Genomic DNA, 20341 nt, shown 5'->3' on the forward strand with positions numbered 1-20341 from the left:
CAAAAATGAAATCAATAGTAAAATTAATGCTGATAGTATCAGCTTTCTTCTTCGCAACGGGCGTAAATGCGCAGGAGAAAAAAACCATCCAGACAGCAACTATTAAGACTATTATTTATTGCAACCACTGCAAAGCCTGTGAGACATGCGGCCCTAAATTTAATCAGGCTCTTTTGAAAGAAAAAGGTGTTCAGATGGTTGTACTTGATGATAAAGCAATGACTATAAAAGTGACTTATAATACAAAGAAAACCGACCTTGCAAAAATTAAACAGGCGATAAGCAAGCTTGGTTATGACGCTGATGAGGTCAAGGCTGATGCCGCTGCCTATGAAGGTCTTGACGGCTGTTGTAAAAAGGCCTAGTTACTAGAATGACCGGTATTTTTTACTGCGCAGCAAAAAATTTATATTTTTTCACCGAAATTATATCGTTCTATAAATCACTTAGTATCATTGGAGAAGTTGTGGCAAAATCGTGGCACAACGGCCATAAGATTTGAAGCTCAGCAATAATACGGGTTTTACGGATGGGGTAGGACACCCATCTTCTCTTCCATAATGTACTTATTATAAAAACACAACCCTAGGGTTGTGTTTTTATTTAAGATATTCCAAATCGCTCCTTTAATTCTTGCAACTCCTTTTCCAATTTAGAAATTATCTCCATTCCTTCTGTAGGTATGGAAGTTTTACCGCCGCTAAGCTTACTTCCGAGTTCTTTCATCTCCCTGCCAATTGTTTGCTCAGCGGTAATAGCATATGATTCCGTTTGGCGTATAGACTGGTGGCCAAGCATTTCTTTAACCACATGTATGGGAATATCATTATTAAGAGTAACGGTACTGCCAAAAGTTCTCCGTGCCTTATGGGTGTTCAGTTCGCTATTAAAGCCACAAAGGTCAGCAATTTCCTTAAGGTAAGCATTCATCTTCTGATTGGATGCAACCGGCAGTACCGCATTCCTGGAAATGCAAAGAGGGTGGTCCTTATATTTTTCAACAATCTCCAAAGCTTTAGGTAGGAGTGGTACGTTCGTTACGGTACCGGTCTTCTGCCTTTCGGACATAATCCACTGTGCTCCATCAATACCTGTCCTAATATCTGTTTTTCTCAATTGGTAGGCGTCGATATATGCCAGGCCTGTATAGCACTGAAAAACGAAGATGTCGCGGACCGTCTCAAGCCTTGGGGTTGTAATAATTATATTTTCGAGGGTACGCAACTCGCTCGCTGTAAGTGGCCTTTTGACGGTTTTCGTCATTTTTCTTTTAAATGCCTTGAAAGGATCCTGAGCAATAATATTCTTATCAATCGCTCGGTTTATCACCTTTTTCATACAGGCAATATATTTTAATGTTGAATTGTTTACACAGTTCTTTATCGTTTTTAGATATAGCTCATAACTGATCACAAAATCGTAGTCGAGTTCACGAAATTCTATATCTTCGGCTGCATATTTATATTTTACAAATGCCATTGCATGAAATCTTGCCGTCTCATAGCGCTTGTGCGTCGCCAGTGCGTAGTCTTGAGGTACTAGTGCAAGCATCTCATCATTATGCTTCTTGAATTCTTCTAAAAGCATCGCCTTCGAAGTAACCCGTCCTAACACGAAATCAATAATACGCTGCGCGGAAATAGTTTTTTCGGTATACATCAGGTCGGTCTTGAAGTTATTAATTTTCATCACCATGGTGTCAAGAAAATGATTTAACGACCGTGCATCTTCCTTATTTCCAATAGCTCTCTCCGTTTTCGTATCCCACCTGCTACTATCCCACTTTCTTTTTGTTGAGGTTTCTTTTGGCACCCCGTCAACAATTACACGCAAATAAATAAACCGCGTAACTGACTTTTTTTGTGATGACTTCAAAAAGAAGCTTAATCCGAAACTTGATTCTAACATAATTCATTGTTTTTAAAATTAATAAATTTAGAATTATGACGTTCTCGTGTCAAGATGTAAATTAAATTTACATGTTAAACCTCAGCACATTAGCTCTTTACTATGGCAAATTCATGGCAATTTTTTCAGTTTTATAAACTGCCATGAAATTGCCACAGCAACTTTGGGCACTTTTGAAAAATTTGAAGGTAGCGGGCGGAAATAAAAAAGCCTGCAAATCAATAAATTTGCAGGCTTTAAAGGCTTTTCGAGACGTTTTGTGCGTTTTTGGCAACTTTGAAAAGTGTGCCGTAAACCGTCTTCGTGGAATCGCCGGGAATCGAACCCGGGTCCAAACAGGGGATAGAAGAGCTTTCTACACGCTTAGTTTCCGCTTGGATTTTCGTTAGTGTGCAAGGCCGGAAACTGCCACACACCACTTAGCTTCTGTTTTCTCAGAGCCTCCGCGAAGCGAAGCGGCCCCCAGGTCTATTTTTACGGTTCTCCTAATCGAAACGCCATAAACCAGGGCTTTTCAGGAGAATCCCGCCTCCCTGCCTTGCAGGGACGTGGCTTTATCTTACTTTATTCGGATTAAGCAGCAAGAGCGTAGTTATTTTCGCCGTTTAAATGTTTAAGGCAATGATGTACGGGAACAGCCTCATTTCCCGGCGTGCTTACTGTCCGGTCCGTCCTGCTGTCAAAACCAGTCGACCCCAGTAATCTATAGGTTTAGTATACAAATAATGTACCAAACAATATACTGCAAAGATAGGGAATTATTTTATATATAAAAGTTGCCTGAAAGCTTATTATCTGTTATATTTGGAGCATATTTTAGTCTGATAGTTATATTTTTATTGCATACGCGCCTAAAATTTGAATACTTAACAAACAAATTGCTTAAAATACACAACATGAAATTTGGGATTATAAGGGAAGGGAAAGTACCGCCGGATAAGAGGGCTGTTTTTTCTCCGAAAATGCTAAGGGCTTTTGCGGACAAATATCCCCAGGCGGAAATTGTAGTACAGCCATCTGATATTCGAATCTTTAAAGATGAAGAATATGTAGCGATGGGATTTGAGCTATGTGAGGATATGAGTACGTGTGATGTTCTCATTGGTGTAAAAGAAGTGCCTGTAAAGATGTTGATACCCGAAAAGAAATATTTCTTTTTTTCGCATACAATAAAAAAGCAGCCGCATAACCAAAAATTGCTACAGGCTATTATTGACAAGGATATTGAGATGTTTGATCACGAAACCATTGTAGATGCCGACAATAAGAGGCTTATCGGTTTTGGCAGGTATGCAGGTAATGTTGGGGCGTATAACGGCTTCAGGGCATTTGGACAAAAATTTGACCTTTTCAGCCTTCCAAAAGCAGAATCGCTGGCTGATAAAGATGCACTTGTAGCCAAATTGAAAAGGCTTACCCTTCCTCCAATAAAAATTGTGCTGACCGGCAAAGGTAAAGTGGGTATGGGGGCTAAAGAAATTCTTGATGATGTTAAGATAAAACAAGTAACTACAGAAGATTTCCTTAATAAGTCATATGATGTACCTGTATATGTACAGATAGATGTTTTGGACTATAACAAGCGAAAGGATGGGCGTCAGCTTGGAAATAAAGATTTTTATGATAATCCGTCAGAATATGTTTCCGATTTTGAACGCTTTACCAAAGTAGCCGATATCTTCATGGCCGGACATTTTTATGGAAACAGTGCACCGGTAATCCTGACACAGGAAATGCTGAAATCAAAAAATAATAAGGTAAAGGTTGTAGCTGATATTTCTTGCGATGTTGAAGGTCCAATAGCCTGTACGTTGAGGGCATCTACAATTGCTGAGCCTTTTTATGGCTATCATCCTTCTGAAAATAAAGAAGTAGACTTGCACCACCCGGCTGCTATCGTGGTGATGGCTGTAGACAATCTGCCATGTGAACTGCCTAAGGACGCTACCGAGGGATTTGGCGAAATGTTCCTTAATCATGTAATACCGGCATTCTACGACGGTGATAAAGATGGTATTTTGGAAAGGGCCAGGATAACCGAAAAAGGACAGCTTACAGACAGGTTCAGTTACCTCGAAGGATATGTCGAACAAAAAGAATCAGTGCCCCATTAATGGGGCATTTCATTTATCGTTTTTTTGATTTAGTTTGCTACATTTGAAAGTAAATTATTTCAAATGCCTTTTAAAAGATACTTTTTCATCGCGTTTTTACTGCTTCCCACTTTCATATACGCACAGGGACTGCTTCCCTTTGTAGAAAACTTTACCAAGTCGGAATATGCCGGTGATAATCAGGTGTGGAATGTTGCTCAGGGTACTGACAATGCCATGTATTTTGCAAACAACCATTTTTTTCTGAGGTATAATGGCGTTAAATGGGAAAAGTATGCATTACCAAACAAAACAATTATTCGATCGGTATTTGTAGATGGAGACAAGGTTTACTGTGGATCCTACAAGGAATTTGGTTATTGGCAGCGCAGGAGAGGGACTATGCAGTATACATCCCTATCAAAAGATAAAAATCTTTTTCTGGGTAATGCTGACAATGAGGAAATATGGAAAGTATTTAAGCATGATGGGAAAATTTATTTCCAATCGTTCAATGAAATCTACATCCATGACGGCAAGTCGGTTGACAAGATAAAATTTCCTTACCAAATATCATATTGCTATCTCATAGATAATCTGATATATGTGGCTTCTGTTCGCAATGGAATGTACATTATGGAGGGCCGAAAATTCCGCCCGGTTGATAGTTGGCCTGAATTAAAAGGGAATGTCATCCATGGTATGGAGAAAAACCGCGGTGATATCTACATATTTTCCAAGAACAATGGCGTATATATTGCTTCGGGCCAAAGGCTGATACCCTGGAAAAGCACAGTAAATAACCTGCTTAAGGATGATGTAATACTTGCAGCAAAATTCATCGATGAGAATACACTTGCCATCGGTACAGGGTTGAAGGGACTCTATATTATCAACCTTAATACAGGTGAATACCAAAATATTAACCGTGAAAATGCACTAAAAAATAATGCAGTCTTATCGATAACCCTCGACAGGGAAAAAGATATTTGGCTTGGATTAGATAATGGGATATCACATGTAGAGGTCAATTCCCCGGTCTCAGTTTTTTCTGATGGAGCCGGGATACTGGGCTCAGTATATTCACTTGCAACAACTGAAAAAGGTTACCTTTTTGTCACTAATCATGGTATTTTTACTTACGATAACAGAAAGCTTGTGGCTGTCCCGAACTCGCAAGGCCAGGTATGGGATATTTATAAAAATGGCAGCGAGTTCGTCATTGGGCACAATGACGGAACTTTCATTTACAATGGAAACGCCCTCAAATGGGTCAACCCTGTAAATGGCGGCTGGAAATTTCTGAAGAGCAGGTATGATAATGTATGGTTTCAGGCTAATTATTCTGGAATCGCTATATATAAAGACATTAATGACCTTACAAAATGGAAAGTCCTGGATAGCATTACCAAGCCAATACGGAATATCGAACAAAATAAGCCCGGCGAACTTTGGGCTGCTGATAATTATCGAAGTCTGTACCGTATTACTTACGATTCGGACTTTAATGTTGAAAAAGTTGAGAACATATCAGCTCTGAACGATATTAAAAGCGATTTTGGAGTTCGGATATTCAATTTCAGGAACCAAATATTATTCCTGATTAATAATACATGGTATTCTTATAACTCTATTTCGGCTAAACTTGAAAAACATAATTCATTTAATGAGAACTTCCGGAATATTTCTGATATTATCCCTATAGATGACAATAACTTTATGGTTATTAGGGAGGGACGCTTATATACTATTTCACAGGTAGATAATGATTTCATATGGAAGCTTTTGCCTGAGAAGTATTATGCAGGAAGACTTATAATGGGCAATACATTAGTAAATAAAGATAATAATCGACTTTTAGTCAACCTTGATGATGGATTTCTTTCCTTTGAGCCGGGAAGGGATAAGCCAAAAAAACATCACATAACTATTGAGGGCTTTTATCAGGGAGCTCCTATTTTTCATGATACAGAGATTAAATACAATCAACCTGTACTTATAAATGTTATATCAGGATATTTCGGATATAATCATCCTGATCTCTTTTATAGTTTGAATGGCGAAGATTTTATTCCTGTTGAAAAAGGCAGTATAATGCTCAATAATCTCAGCAGTGGGAAACAGGAATTAGAAGTTTTTTATAATAATGGCATTAAATATGTAAAACTTGCAGACTACGAATTTCGGGTTAGCAGGCCATGGTATTTTTCTTTAATGATGATATTCGTCTATGTTTTCGTTATTTCGGGTATTTTCTTCCTATACTATCGTTGGAATAAAGTACGATACAATCAGAAAATACGCCTTAATGAAGAAGAGCTTAAGCATCGAAGGGAAATCCTTGAGCTTGAAATGGAGGCCGAAAATAAGCAACGACAGCAAGAGTATGAAAAGCATATGTTGGAAATAGAAGTGCAAAGCAAGGCTTCCGAAGTAGCAGGTAAATCGTTATCTATCGCCAAGCATAGCGAGATGATAGAAAGCATTCAGGAAATATTAGAATCCGAGAATGAAGGAAGTCAAATTAAATCCCGCATAAAGAAAATATTAAAAACTAATGCCATTAACAAGAATGAATGGCTCAACTTTGAAAAAAACCTACTCAAAAGTCACGAAGAATTTGTGGAAAGACTGTCAAAAAAATATCCTGACCTTACTCCTAAAGATATCAAATTGTCAATATATCTTAAAATGAATTTATCTTCGAAAGAAATAGCGCCTATGATGAATATTTCTTTCAGAGGTGTGGAACTTCATCGTTACAGGCTTCGGAAAAAGCTCGGTATTTCCACAGAAGAGAGCCTCTATAAATTTATGATTAATGTATAAATTTCAACATATATATTTCTTTTTAGTATAAATGTTGCCTATAAATTAAAACGTTATAATACATCAACACTACATCATTAACATTTTTAATGATGTATTTAAAACTATTATAATATTTTGATAATTAATATTTTAATTGCTTTTTTTGTTAAAATGATGTAGTGTAGATAGGTAATTTGGTGTGCAACTATAACGTTTTAGTGCTTAAATTTGGGTACAATAAAAATTTCTAATTACCCATGAGGAAAGCATTACTCAATATTAGTTTCTTATTAACGGGGTATGCCGCATTTTCGCAAGTACCCCCTCCACCTGCCGCACCGGTATTGAATGACTCCGTATTTAATGATTCAATTTTCTTTGAAAATGAAATGGCCGAAGTCGTGGTTATCGGTTACGGTACCCGTAAGGCAGGTGCAATTACAGGATCTGTTGCACAGATAAAGGCTTCAGACATCGTGAGGACACCCGCCCAATCGGCTATCCAGGCCATTCAGGGAAAGGCTGCAGGTGTAAATATCGTAACTAATGATGAGCCCGGAGGATCACCCTCAATACGCATAAGGGGGCTTGGGACTGTTACCGGAGCACGCGATCCGCTGTATGTAATTGACGGGATTGAAACGTCGAATCTCAACGGTATTAATCCAAATGACATTGCCACCATTGATATACTAAAAGATGCATCTTCCCTGGCAATTTATGGCCAAAAAGGGTCAAATGGGGTGATCATCATAACGACAAAAAAGGGTAAGCAAGGTGAAATAAAGGTATCCTATGACGGATTTTATGGTCAAAAATTTATCCAGCGGGAAGTTGATATGGCCGACTCCTACCGTTTTGCCTATTATAATAATACCGCCCAGGGAAATCCGTCGCATTTCAGCTTCGACCAACCCTACAATACCAACTGGCTCGACGAGATTACCGACACCGGCGAAATGATGAGTAACTCCATCTCGATCTCCGGTGCATCGGAGCAGGCCACCTACTATTTTGGAGCCTCCAACTATAAAGAGAAGGGCATCCTTAACGGTACCCAGTTTGAAAGGACCAACGTTATCAGCAACAATACGTACAAACTTTTTGACGAAAGGCTCAAAATCAGCTCGTTTTTCAACTTGTCCACCACAAAGTCTACCCCTAAGCCTGTGAGCGCCTTTACCAATGCCTACAAGCAATCGCCCATAGTGCCGGTACGCTTTGAAAATGGCCGCTGGGGGGTGCCGCTTCGTAACCCGGCTACCGGCCTGATAGACATTGCCGGCAGCGACCGTTTTAATAACGTGGCCAATCCGGTGGCACAATTAGCCAATTTCCAAGAGGAAAACAGGGGCACCACGCTCATTGGGGCCATCAATGCCGAACTGAAAATAATGGACTGGCTCAAATTCAATTCCAATTTCGGGGCAACGGCATTTTGGGGTAAAGGCTACACATTCACACCCACACGTGAGTTGTATCTCACTGCAAACCCGACAAGGACCGTACAGGACTACATTAACCAGAATCCCGATAACCCCATTATCAATACCCTCCAGCAGCGAAGGGATAGCAACTACAGGTGGAACTGGGATAACTTCTTTACTTATACCAATACCTTTTCCGATGCCCATAATGTAACCGTGGTTGCCGGTATGTCGCGTTCGACAACTAATATTTCGGAATTCCTCAGGGCAACCAGGAACGACGTGCCTGAGCAATCAAATTACTGGAACCTTGACCTTTCCTCCAACAATATCGAGGTAGCTCCGGGTTCTGTAGCCCAAAATAACAGCAGTACACCTATTGTTTCTGTAGCCTACTTTGGAAGGGGAGAGTATGACTATAAAGGCAAATACCTGTTTTCTGCTTCCGTAAGGAGGGAGGGCATCAGCGCCTTTACCGAGGATAAGCGCTTCGAGGTATTCCCTTCGGTTTCGGCCGGATGGGTGCTTACAAGCGAGGAGTTCATGAGCGATGTAAAGTTCCTTAACAGCTTCAAGATACGCGGAGGCTATGGTGAGGTGGGTAATGCCAACGCGAGTACCATCAACACAATATTGTTCAATACAGGCACTAACTATGCCTTTGGCGCAGATCAGGTGATTTATCCCGGTAATAACGTACCCTTTCAGATAGATCCTAACCTTACGTGGGAAACCATGAAGGAAATCGACCTGGGCTTCGACTTTGCCGTGCTCGACGCGAGACTTACCGGAACGTTTGACTATTATAACCGCAAGACTGAAAATGTAATCCTTCCCGTTGCAGTGCCAACGGTGCTTTCGCCCGAGCCGGTGCTGCTGAACAGCGGTACGGTTAGCAACAAAGGGGTCGAATTTACTGCAAAATGGCAGGATTACATAGGCGAGGATTTCAGTTATTGGGTGGGTGGTAACGTATCACATAACAAAAATGAGCTGGAAGAAGTGACCAGCCCGTTCTTCGGGGATTACATTGGTGGCGGCCTTAGCAATGGGCAATATACCAAGCAGGTGCTTGAAGGCCAGCCCCTGGGCAGTTTTTATGTGTACGAAACACAGGGCTATAACTCTGATGGCGGCTTTAATCTGAGCGAAGACAGGGTAGTGGCGGGTAGCTATATACCCACCCTTACCTACGGTTTTAACTTTGGTGCAAGCTATAAAGGGTTCGACCTTTCGGTAGATGCGTATGGTGTAGGCGGCAACAAATTGTATAATGGCAAGAAAGCCCAGCGTACGGGTGGTGAAAATATTGAAAACGCCCTTTTGGAAAACTTCTGGCTGCCTTCCAACCCCAATGCCGCGAATCCCCGCCCTTCAAACGATGTTCCCCGCGCGTCCACGTATTATATTGAAAATGGCGACTTCCTGAGGATAAACAACATCACCCTGGGCTATACGCTGCCTCAGTTTTTTGATGGTATCGACAAGGTGCGGATGTATGTAACGGCCATTAACCCGTTCCTGTTTACCAACTACAGCGGCTTCTCGCCCGAGGTGGTAGGGAACGATAATGCCAACCCACTGGGAACTGCCGGTATAGAGCTGGATGCCTACCCTACGAACAAGACATTTTTATTCGGACTAAACATTGGTTTTTAAACAGCAGCTATGAAAAAAAATATATTTAAAATGAAAATGGGGCTACACGGTAAAATAGTATTGGGGGCATTCGTACTGTCAATTGCGGCATCTTCCTGCGATGGCGACCTCGATGTGGATCCGCAAAATGCCATTAACGAAAATGACTTCCTCAACAATCCTGACAATGCTGTACAGCTCGTTAATGGTGTGTACAACAAAATGCTGGATTTCGACATGTACTCTTTCTCATGGATTGGCATAACCAGCATTACATCCGATGATGCTGACAAAGGCTCGTCACCGGGCGATACGGGTACCGATAAGCATAAAATGGACGCATTAACATTTGATGCTTCCGACCTTTCATTTAATGAAGTGTGGAAAGGCCGCTATGCCGGAATATACAGGGCAAACAATGCGCTGTTTTACCTGGAGCAGCTTCAGGTAGATGAAGCCTTGAAAAACAGGCTCATAGGTGAAGTTAAATTTTTAAGGGCGTTGTTTTACTTTGATCTTGTACGGTGCTTTGGCGATGTGCCGCTGGTTGTTGGAAAAATTGACCTTAACGACACGGAGCTTATCAACCAGACAGTTTTTGTGAGAAGGCCAAAGGCCGAAGTGTACGACCAGATTGAAGCCGACCTTGCCGATGCCATTGTAAAGCTGCCTTTAAAGTCACAATATGCCGCAAGGGACCTGGGCAGGGCGAGCAAAGGCGCGGCACAGGCGCTGTTGGCAAAAGCACACCTGTACCAGCAGGAATGGGATGCGGCGTTTAACATGGCCGGCGAAGTAATAGGGTCTGGGCAGTATGGCCTGATGGACAACTACGCGGAAGTGTGGCGCGAAACGGGAGAAAACGGGGAGGAGTCAATATTTGAAGTGCAGGCAACCCTAACCAAAGGCCTGATACAGTATACCGGCGTACAGGGGCCAAGGGGCACACCTGATCTGGGATGGGGCTTTAATACACCCTCACTGAATCTTTCCAATTCGTACGAAACGGGCGACCCGCGTCGTGCGGCGACCATTATGGATGTGCCGGGTGTGCTTTGGGATGGTTTTGTTGCCCCGGCTACATGGGCCAACCCACGGTACAACTACAAAGCTTATCAAAGCAGCATCGCTGAATCGTGGAATAATAATAAGGATGAAACAGCGAAAAACCTCAGGATTTTAAAATACAGCGATATCCTGCTGATAAGGGCAGAAGCAGCATTCCGGATGGGCAATACTACCGAAGCCAGAGACAGGGTTAACGAGATACGCGGGAGGGTAGGGCTTGGAGAGCTTGCATCGGTAACACTGCAGCAGATCTATAACGAAAGGCGTTGGGAAATGGCCATGGAGCACGACAGGTGGTTCGACCTGGTGCGTACCGGGCAGGCACAGGCAGCCATGGCGGCAGACGGCAAAACGTTTATTGTGGGCAAGCATGAGGTATTTCCCATACCGGAAGCCCAGATAGCGTTGAGTGGTGGGATATTGACACAGAACAATTATTAATTAAACAACAATGCTAATACTAACTTAATTTTTTAATTTATTTACTATGAAAACAATCAAAATTTTTGCGTACGCCCTGGCGATCACTTCAGGGTTTGTATTCACTTCATGCGGCAGCGACGATTCAGGAGGAAATGACCTTCCGCCAATTGGTGGTTACAATAGCGCTGACGAAGTTGGACAGGCCAATCTTGTTGCCTACTGGTCTTTTGACGGGAATGGCAAGGAAGAGCTTTCCGGAACAAATCCAAGCACATCGGCAAACGTTACTTTCTCTGATGCGGATGCGGTAAAAGGAGATGCTGCATCGTTTAACCTGGGTTATCTTAATTATCCAACTATTGCTTCATTGTCAAACACTTTGGGAAGCTTTACTGTAAGTACTTGGGTTAAAGTAGCAAATAACGGAAGCAACGCTTCAGTATTTTTCTCTTTGGCCAGGGAAACCGACTGGTCGGGAAATATAAACTTTATGGCGGAAACAGGGTGGCAGCCTGCGACGTCGGATTCACTTACAGTTAAAGGCTGGATCAATTCAACAAGTGATTTGGGTGGTCAGGATACCCGAAACACAATCAAAGTTAGTGCAGAAGATGCAGCAACAGGTCATGTAGCGTTTCCAAACAAAGTTGGCGGGCAATGGGCTCATGCTGTACTTACATATGACGGAACTACAAGGATGTTCAGGGTGTATGTTAACGGTGTAAAAATTTCGAACCCGAAATGGGAAGAAAGAGGCGCTGCCGGTCAGATGCTTACCTTTAACAACCCGGTACACCCTGTGATTGGTGCTTTTGGATCCACTGCCAGCGGAAGCCCTATCGATACATGGGATAAAGGCCTTATTGGCAAACTGGATGAAATGAGGGTATGGAAAGTAGCCCTTAGTCAGGCTGACATAGGTTTCCTTTACCAGCTTGAGTCTGCAGGTAGGTAGTTTTTAATGCTATAATTTCTTTCCCCGGCAGGTTAGCCTGCCGGGTATTTTTTCCCGCAGTATGTCCCCAACTATACTGTAATTTCCAAAAATATGTATCCAAAAAATCATCATCAAAATTCAACAATGAAAATATTCCAGCTGTTCATTATCCTCACCTTTTGCATTTCATGCTCATCATGCGACAAGAGCGATGGGGATACGGGAGAGGACGATAACCCACCGGTAGTGGTGGACCCCATGACCGACGAGGAGATACTGAACCGTGTGCAAAAAGATGCCCTTAAATATTTTTGGGACTATGCGCACCCGGCTTCAAAACTCGCCCGCGAAAGGTACCATACCGATGATCCGGGCAACGATGCCAACATTGTAACCACGGGCGGCTCGGGTTTTGGCCTTATGACCATCGTGGCAGGCGTAGAACGTGGCTTCGTGCCGCGTAGCGAGGCGGTGGCCCGTCTTCAGACCGCACTTGACTTTTTAGAGAATGCCGACCGTTTTCATGGCGCATGGCCGCACTGGATGGATGGCAACACAGGTAATGTAATACCCTTTGGCACCGTAGACAACGGTGGCGATCTTGTAGAGACCGCCTTCCTGTGCCAGGGATTGATTTGCATACGTGAATATTTTAAAACAGGCAACGATGCCGAGCAGGCGCTCGCGCAGCAGGCCGATGAGCTTTGGAAGGGCGTAGAGTGGGACTGGTACACCCGCGGCGAGAATGCCCTGTACTGGCACTGGTCGCCGGAGTACGAGTGGCAGCTCAACTTTAAGCTGGAAGGCTATAACGAGTGCCTCATTACTTATGTGATGGCTGCTGCATCGCCAACGCACCCAATCAGTGCCGAGGCCTATCACCAGGCATGGGCGAGGAACGGCAACATTGTACATCCCGGCCAGCGCTACAACATACCTGTTGTATTTAATTACAACGGGGCAACCGGCAATGTAGGGCCTTTATTTTGGGCACATTATTCTTATTTAGGAATGGACCCCCGCGGCCTTACCGACCAGTATGCCAACTACTGGACGCTGGTGCAGAACCATGCCAGGATTCACCATGCCTATAGCGTAGCCAATCCGTACCAGTACACAGGCTACAGCGACAAGGTGTGGGGCCTGACGGCGAGCTACACCCGCAATGCCAACGGCTCAACGGGCTACAGTGCACATTCCCCGGTAAACGACAGGGGCGTGATTTCGCCTACGGCAGCGCTTTCGTCGTTCCCGTATACGCCTGAAGAATCAATGAAATTGCTTCGCTTTGTATATGAGGATGCCGACTGGAAGAGCAGGCTGACAGGTGTTGCCGGGCCATATGATGCCTTTAGTATACACCACAATTGGGTTACGCCGCGCTACCTGGCCATCGACCAGGGTACGATAGTGCCCATGATAGAAAACCACCGCACAGGTTTGCTGTGGAACCTGTTCATGCAGGCGCCGGAAGTGAGGCAGGGATTGCTTGATCTTGGCTTCCACTCCACCCAGCATGGATTTTAATAAACAGAATGATTAGGATTTTTTCATAGCAATTCTTTTTCAGTACCGTCTTTTGCCCTGGCGGAAGACGGTATTTTTTTAAAACATCTAAAATTCGAATTACATTACAATGAGATTTACAACAACCCTTTTCCTTTTAATGGCCTGTACTTTATCCCTGCACGCGCAGAAAAAGAAAGGCGATAACAAGATAAAGCCCCGCGATGAGTTTGTGGCAGAGCTTATGGTAAAAATGACAATTGATGAAAAAATTGCGCAAACCGTGCAATTTACTGCCGACGGTACCGTAACCGGGCCAAAGGGGGGCGATAATTTTATTGAGGAGATAAAAAAAGGAAATGTTGGGTCGATACTGAATGCAACGGGCGTGAAATATACCCGTGAGCTTCAGGAGCTCAACCTGAAGCACTCAAGGCTAAAGATACCGTTGCTGTTTGGTTATGATGTTATCCACGGTTACAGGACTATTTTTCCCATTACGCTGGGTGAAACCGCCAGCTGGGACCTTGAGGCCGCGGAACTTTCATCAAAAATAGCCGCTGACGAAGCCGCGGCATCCGGCGTGCACTGGACGTTTGCCCCAATGGTAGATATTGCCCGCGACCCGCGTTGGGGCCGTGTTTCCGAAGGTTCGGGTGAAGATACTTACCTGGGGTCTAAAATGGCATACGCCCGTGTGAAAGGCTTCCAGGGCACCGACCTGAAATCACTCAACACCATACTGGCCTGTGCCAAGCACTTTGCCGCTTATGGCGCTGCCGAGGCCGGGCGTGATTATAATACAGTGGATATGAGCGAGCGTACGCTGCGCGAAATTTACCTGCCGCCATTTAAGGCTACGGTAGATGCGGGCGTAGGGACATTCATGGCGTCGTTCAATGAGATTTCGGGGGTGCCTGCCACGGGAAGCAAATTCCTGATGCGGGACATCCTGAAAGGGGAGTGGGACTTTAAAGGCTTTGTAGTGACCGACTATACCGGGATGAACGAAATGATACCGCATGGCTATGCGAAAGATTCCCTGCAGGCAGGCGAGCTATCGATGAATGCCGGTATCGACATGGACATGGTGGGCGGCATCTACATGAAAAACCTGAAAAAGCTCCTTAACGATGGCCGTGTGACCGAAGCACAGATAAATGATGCCTGCCGCAGGATACTGGAAGCCAAATACGACCTTGGCCTTTTCGAAGACCCATTCCGTTACAATGATGCCAAAAGGGAAGCCGCCACGATTACCAAAAAAGAATATCTTGATGCTGCAACACGCATCGCCAACAAATCGATGGTATTGCTGAAGAACAGCAACAATGTGCTGCCGCTTCGCAAAGAGCAGAAGGTGGCCTATGTAGGGCCATTGGTGAGCGACGACTGGAACATCATCGGCTCGTGGGCAGCTACGGGCGACCGCCAGGGATTTGCCGTGAGCGTACAGGAAGGCGTAAACAAGATCATTACGGATAAGAGTAAAGTTACATTCGATAAGGGTGTTGAGATCGTAGACCAGCGCCGCGACATGATGCAAAAAGCTCTTGACAATGCCCGCAAAGCTGACGTAATTGTAGCTGTAATGGGTGAGTTTGAAAACATGACGGGTGAGGCAGCTTCGCGCACCAACATCGACCTGCCTGGCATCCAGAAGGACTTCCTCGCAGAGCTGAAAAAACTGGGCAAGCCAATCATTTTGGTATTGATGAATGGCAGGCCGCTTACGCTTAGCTGGGAAAATGACAACATGGACGCTATATTGGAGGCCTGGTATCCGGGTACCATGGGCGGCGATGCCATTGCGCAAACGCTGTACGGCTTAAACAACCCAAGCGGTAAGTTGCCGATAACGTTCCCAAGGAGCGTAGGCCAGGTGCCCATTTATTACAACCACAAGAACACAGGAAGGCCGTACCTTGGCACTTCTGACAAAGAACAGAAATACAAGTCCCGTTATATCGATTCGGATAACAGTCCCCTTTATCCCTTTGGTTACGGGCTTAGTTATACTAAGTTTGAATATTCCAACCTGAAGCTGTCGTCAAAAAGCATCAGCATGGGCGGAAAGATCAGGGTTAGCGTTGATGTCGCCAACACCGGCAATTATGACGGTGAAGAAGTGGTACAGCTTTACGTGAAGGACGAGTTCGGGTCAGTAACGCGTCCGGTTAAGGAACTGAAGGGCTTCAGGAAACTGCTGCTGAAGAAGGGCGAGCGGAAGACGGTAGAATTTGAACTTTCTACCGATGACCTGAGATTTTACAACATAGATATGAAATTCGTTGCAGAGCCGGGCGATTTTGAAGTGTCGGTAGGCGGCAGCTCGGATGCAAACCTTAAAGATAAGTTTGTGTTAGTTAAGTGAGTTTAATTTTGTTGATCTTTGTGTGTAAAAGGCTGTCTAAAGGGGACAGCCTTTTTTTACGGATAAGGGTATTTTTGGGTCTTTTGAGGATGATTTATGGCCTTTGCAGGATGATTTTAGGGTAGTAGATAGGGAATTTAAGAGGCAGCTGTTGGGGGATTTTATGGTATCCGCACTTTAAAAGTTATATCGGGTTACTATTTTAAACAAAATCCGAAATTCAACTCATTTTTTTGCCATATCTGTTTATGACAAAATCACACTATGTAAGTATATTTATGAAATTTTTGAAAATGAAATGTTATATAATGGCCATGGCACTGTTCTGTTTCACTTTTGCAACGGGACAAACCATACAATCGCCTTCCAAAGAGATTACCCTTACTTTTGCCATCGACGGTTCGGGCCGTCCCAACTACTCGGTAGCCTATAAGGGCAAACCCGTAATCCTGCAAAGCTACATGGGGCTGGAGGCAAAGCACCTCCCTGCCCTCAACAGCGGCTTTAAGGCAATAGAGACAGCACAATCGACCGTTGATACCAAATGGAAACCCGTGCTGGGCGAAGTAGAAGAGATACGCGATAACCACAACCAGCTTGCCGTTGCCCTGGAACAAAAGGAAACCGGCAGGAGGATGAACATCGTCTTCCGGGTGTTTGACGAGGGCGTGGGCTTTTATTACGACTTCCCGAAGCAGCCCAACCTGAACTATTTTATCGTTTCGGGTGAAAGTACCGAATTCAACCTTGCAGGCGACCATAAAGCTTTCTGGATCCCCGGCGATTTTGACAGCCAGGAGTACGCCTATAACGAAACACTTCTTTCGGAAGTAGACAACCAGAAAGTGGACATGAACAACGGCATCGGCGTCAAATCCATTCCCGGAAGGTATGCCGTGCAGTCGCCGCTGATGATGAACAGCAAAGACGGCCTGTACATCAACATATTTGAGGCGGCCGTGATCAACTATCCTGTAATGCACCTGCAGCTGGATCCCGCAAAGCATACGCTTAAATCATTGCTGGTACCTAATGCCATGGGCGACATGGCATTCCTGCAGGCACCTGCCCGCACGCCGTGGCGCACCATAATGGTGAGCGATGATGCCCGCGAGATTGTGGGGCAGAAAATGATCCTCAACCTGAACGAGCCTTCTAAAATTGACGATACATCCTGGATAAAGCCGATGAAATACATTGGTATCTGGTGGGAAATGCATGCCGGAAAATCGACCTGGGATATGAGCGGGACACAGGATGCCGCACAAAAAACAACCGCTATGCCAAGGCCGCACGGCGCTACTACGGCCAATGCCAAAAAATACATCGACTTTGCCAAAAAGCACGGCTTCGACGGCCTGCTGATAGAAGGCTGGAATGTTGGCTGGGAAGACTGGTTCAACAACTGGAAGGAAGAAGTGTTCGACTTTACCACGCCATATCCCGACTTCAACGTGAAGGAAGTGACGGACTATGCCAAAAAGCAGGGCGTTACGATGATCATGCACCACGAGACATCGGGTTCGGTATCCAACTACGAACGCAGGATGGACAGGGCGTTTAAGCACATGAAGGACTATGGCTACCCGGCAGTGAAAACAGGCTATGTGGGCAAAATAATACCCCGTGGCGAGTTCCACGACGGGCAAACGATGGTCAACCACTTCAATTATGTGCCGCAGCGCGCCGCCGAGTATAAGATCATGGTCAACTCGCACGAGTCGTCAAGGCCAACAGGCGTGCACCGTACCTGGCCCAACTACATTGCTGCCGAGGCCGCAAGGGGCAACGAATTCAACGCGTGGAGCAATGGCAACCCACCGGAGCATGAAACGATACTGCCCTTCACAAGGCTGTTGGGAGGGCCGATGGACTACACGCCGGGCATCTTTGAAATAAAAATGAGCGCCTACGACCCGTCCAAAACAGAACAGGTACATACCACACTGGCCAAGCAGCTGGCGCTGTACATCACCATCTACAGTCCGCTGCAAATGGCGGCCGACCTTCCTGAAAATTACGAAAAGCACCCTGATGCCTTCCAGTTCATCAAAGATGTGGAAACCGACTGGCAGGATACCCAAATACTTGAGGCCGAGCCGGGTGACTACATTACCATTGCCCGAAAAACAAAAGGTAAGGAAAGCTGGTTCCTGGGCGCGATAACCGACGGGAATGCCCGCAGTACTGAAATTTCCTTAAAATTCCTTACGCCGGGAAGGAAATACAAAGCCATCATTTACCGCGACGGGAAAGATGCGCACTGGAAAACCAACCCGATGAGCTATGAGGTCATCACCCGGGAAGTAACTTCTAAGACCAAACTGAAGCTGAACCTTGCCGCAGGCGGGGGCACGGCCATCAGCTTTATTCCAATCAGCAAATAAGGATGAAAAGGATAGCCATCATATTGTTGCTTATTTCGTTTGCTACGGCCCACAGCCAGCAGAAAACGTACTGTAACCCTATTAATATTGATTACGGCTATTGCCCGATACCCAATTTTGTAACCCAGGGCAAGCACCGCGCTACCGCCGACCCTGTAATCACTTTCTTCAAAGGCAGGTACTATCTTTTTTCAACCAACCAGTGGGGCTACTGGCACAGCGACGACATGCTGGACTGGAAGTTCATCCCACGCAAGTTCCTAAGGGCGGAGCATAAGGTGTATGACGAGCTTTGCGCGCCATCGGTATCTTTTGTAAACGATACCATGCTGGTTGTGGGTTCGACGCATTCAAAAGATTTCCCGATATGGATGAGCACAAAACCGGAAGGCGACAACTGGAAAGAGCTGGTGCACAAATTTGAGGCCGGGGCATGGGACCCGCAGATATTCTGGGATAAGGAAAAGGATGAGGTGTACCTGTACTACGGTTCGAGCAACCTGTACCCGTTGTATGGCGTAAAGCTCAACCGCAAAACCTTCCAGCCTGAGGGCGAAGTGATTCCCGTATTGGCGCTGAATGACGACGAGCATGGGTGGGAGCGCTTTGGCGAGCATAACGACAATACCTTTTTACAGCCTTTTACCGAAGGCGCTTTCATGACAAAATATAACGGTAAGTATTACCTGCAGTATGGCGCGCCGGGCACCGAGTTTTCGGGGTATGCCGACGGTGTTTATGTGGGCAGCAACCCGCTTGGCCCGTTTGAATACCAGCCCCACAACCCGTTTTCGTACAAGCCGGGCGGATTTGCGCGTGGTGCCGGGCATGGCGCTACCTACCAGGATGCCAACGAAGCCTACTGGCACATCTCCACAGTAGTACTATCGGTTAAGAATAACTTTGAACGAAGGCTCGGCATATGGCCGGCCGGTTTTGACAAAGACGGTGTGATGTACAGCAATACGGCTTATGGCGATTACCCAACGTACCTTCCCGCGCAGAAAAAAGGGCATACCGGCATGGCATCATTTGCCGGCTGGATGCTGCTCAACTACAACAAGCCGGTGCAGGTATCGTCGACACTTGGCGGCTTCCAGCCGAATTTTGCAGTGGACGAGGATATAAAAACCTATTGGAGCGCCAAAACGGCAAACAGGGGCGAGTACCTTATAACCGATCTGGGAGAAAAAAGCACCATCAATGCAATACAGGTCAACTATGCTGACCAGGATGCCGAACTTATGGGCAAACCTGCTGCCACAACGGGGCATAAGTACATGATTTATGCGTCAAACGACGGCAAAGAATGGGAAATCCTGGTAGACAAAAGCAGGAATGCGAAGGATGTTCCGCACGACTACATCGAGCTGGCCCAACCGACTACTGCCCGCTACCTCAAACTGGAGAACATAGCCATGCCAACGGGGAAGTTCGCATTGTGCGGATTCAGGGTTTTTGGCAAAGGCAATGTCGAAAAGCCGGGCGAAGTGAAAAATTTCGTTCCTTTACGCGCTGAGCCGAAAAAGAAGGGTGAGCGCCGCAATGTATGGTTCAAATGGCAGCAGGAGCCCAATGCCGATGGCTATGTTATATATTTTGGCAAATCTGCTGATAAATTATATGGCTCAATTATGGTATATGGCAAAAATGAGTATTATTTTAGCGGACTGGACAGGAGTGATGCTTACTACTTCCAGATAGAGGCTTTTAATGCCGGCGGTATCGGCCCGCGAACAGCAATTATAAAATCAGAGTAATCCAAATTC

At 45.1% G+C, this 20341-nt stretch carries 11 protein-coding genes and 1 other RNA gene; 10 read left to right on the plus strand and 2 right to left on the minus strand.

Annotated features, from left to right (window positions below):
- The first annotated feature begins 5 nt into the window (after nt 1-5).
- Nucleotides 6-365, plus strand: a complete 360-nt coding sequence (locus OGH69_RS01730; protein WP_265172709.1) for a cation transporter — start codon at nt 6-8, stop codon at nt 363-365.
- Nucleotides 366-603: 238 nt separating this feature from the next.
- Here OGH69_RS01730 and OGH69_RS01735 read toward each other — a convergent pair whose 3' ends face one another.
- Together OGH69_RS01735 and ssrA are read right to left on the minus strand one after the other, a co-directional pair.
- On the minus strand, nt 604-1908 hold the full coding sequence (locus tag OGH69_RS01735) for a site-specific integrase (protein WP_265172710.1): 1305 nt from the start codon (nt 1906-1908) through the stop codon (nt 604-606).
- A gap of 301 nt (nt 1909-2209) precedes the next feature.
- Nucleotides 2210-2605: a transfer-messenger RNA gene (ssrA, locus tag OGH69_RS01740) on the minus strand.
- A gap of 199 nt (nt 2606-2804) precedes the next feature.
- On the opposite strand from ssrA, the gene OGH69_RS01745 reads away from it, so the two are divergent.
- The 9 genes from OGH69_RS01745 (at nt 2805) to OGH69_RS01785 (ending at nt 20332) form a co-directional block, all read left to right on the plus strand.
- On the plus strand, nt 2805-4022 hold the full coding sequence (locus OGH69_RS01745; RefSeq protein WP_265172711.1) for an NAD(P)-dependent oxidoreductase: 1218 nt from the start codon (nt 2805-2807) through the stop codon (nt 4020-4022).
- A 63-nt stretch (nt 4023-4085) separates the two neighbouring features.
- Nucleotides 4086-6830, plus strand: coding sequence for a histidine kinase (locus OGH69_RS01750; RefSeq protein WP_265172712.1), 2745 nt, complete (start codon nt 4086-4088; stop codon nt 6828-6830).
- Nucleotides 6831-7069: 239 nt separating this feature from the next.
- The gene (locus OGH69_RS01755; protein ID WP_265172713.1) at nt 7070-9898 is read left to right on the plus strand and encodes a SusC/RagA family TonB-linked outer membrane protein; all 2829 of its coding nucleotides are present in this window, start codon (nt 7070-7072) and stop codon (nt 9896-9898) included.
- A 9-nt stretch (nt 9899-9907) separates the two neighbouring features.
- Nucleotides 9908-11386, plus strand: coding sequence for a RagB/SusD family nutrient uptake outer membrane protein (locus tag OGH69_RS01760; protein ID WP_265172714.1), 1479 nt, complete (start codon nt 9908-9910; stop codon nt 11384-11386).
- A gap of 46 nt (nt 11387-11432) precedes the next feature.
- Nucleotides 11433-12323, plus strand: coding sequence for a LamG domain-containing protein (locus OGH69_RS01765; protein WP_265172715.1), 891 nt, complete (start codon nt 11433-11435; stop codon nt 12321-12323).
- A gap of 126 nt (nt 12324-12449) precedes the next feature.
- Nucleotides 12450-13832, plus strand: a complete 1383-nt coding sequence (locus tag OGH69_RS01770; RefSeq protein WP_265172716.1) for a glucoamylase family protein — start codon at nt 12450-12452, stop codon at nt 13830-13832.
- 109 nt (nt 13833-13941) lie between these two features.
- Nucleotides 13942-16185, plus strand: coding sequence for a beta-glucosidase BglX (gene bglX, locus OGH69_RS01775; RefSeq protein ID WP_265172717.1), 2244 nt, complete (start codon nt 13942-13944; stop codon nt 16183-16185).
- Nucleotides 16186-16478: 293 nt separating this feature from the next.
- On the plus strand, nt 16479-18572 hold the full coding sequence (locus tag OGH69_RS01780; protein ID WP_265172718.1) for a glycoside hydrolase family 97 protein: 2094 nt from the start codon (nt 16479-16481) through the stop codon (nt 18570-18572).
- A gap of 2 nt (nt 18573-18574) precedes the next feature.
- A complete protein-coding gene (locus OGH69_RS01785; RefSeq protein ID WP_265172719.1) occupies nt 18575-20332 on the plus strand; it encodes a family 43 glycosylhydrolase in 1758 nt (585 codons plus the stop codon).
- Nucleotides 20333-20341: the final 9 nt, after the last annotated feature.

Origin of the sequence: Flavobacterium sp. MFBS3-15, assembly GCF_026107645.2 — a bacterium.
In the GTDB taxonomy this organism is placed as follows: Bacteria; Bacteroidota; Bacteroidia; order Flavobacteriales; family Flavobacteriaceae; genus Flavobacterium.

Bases quoted from the DNA above. Each gene is read 5' to 3' on its own strand.
- OGH69_RS01750 (WP_265172712.1), top strand. From the start codon at position 4,086: ATGCCTTTTAAAAGATACTTTTTCATCGCGTTTTTACTGCTTCCCACT.
- OGH69_RS01785 (WP_265172719.1), top strand. From the start codon at position 18,575: ATGAAAAGGATAGCCATCATATTGTTGCTTATTTCGTTTGCTACGGCC.
- OGH69_RS01770 (WP_265172716.1), top strand. From the start codon at position 12,450: ATGAAAATATTCCAGCTGTTCATTATCCTCACCTTTTGCATTTCATGC.
- OGH69_RS01735 (WP_265172710.1), bottom strand. From the start codon at position 1,908: ATGTTAGAATCAAGTTTCGGATTAAGCTTCTTTTTGAAGTCATCACAA.
- OGH69_RS01745 (WP_265172711.1), top strand. From the start codon at position 2,805: ATGAAATTTGGGATTATAAGGGAAGGGAAAGTACCGCCGGATAAGAGG.
- OGH69_RS01780 (WP_265172718.1), top strand. From the start codon at position 16,479: ATGAAATGTTATATAATGGCCATGGCACTGTTCTGTTTCACTTTTGCA.
- OGH69_RS01760 (WP_265172714.1), top strand. From the start codon at position 9,908: ATGAAAAAAAATATATTTAAAATGAAAATGGGGCTACACGGTAAAATA.
- OGH69_RS01765 (WP_265172715.1), top strand. From the start codon at position 11,433: ATGAAAACAATCAAAATTTTTGCGTACGCCCTGGCGATCACTTCAGGG.
- OGH69_RS01730 (WP_265172709.1), top strand. From the start codon at position 6: ATGAAATCAATAGTAAAATTAATGCTGATAGTATCAGCTTTCTTCTTC.
- OGH69_RS01755 (WP_265172713.1), top strand. From the start codon at position 7,070: ATGAGGAAAGCATTACTCAATATTAGTTTCTTATTAACGGGGTATGCC.
- bglX (WP_265172717.1), top strand. From the start codon at position 13,942: ATGAGATTTACAACAACCCTTTTCCTTTTAATGGCCTGTACTTTATCC.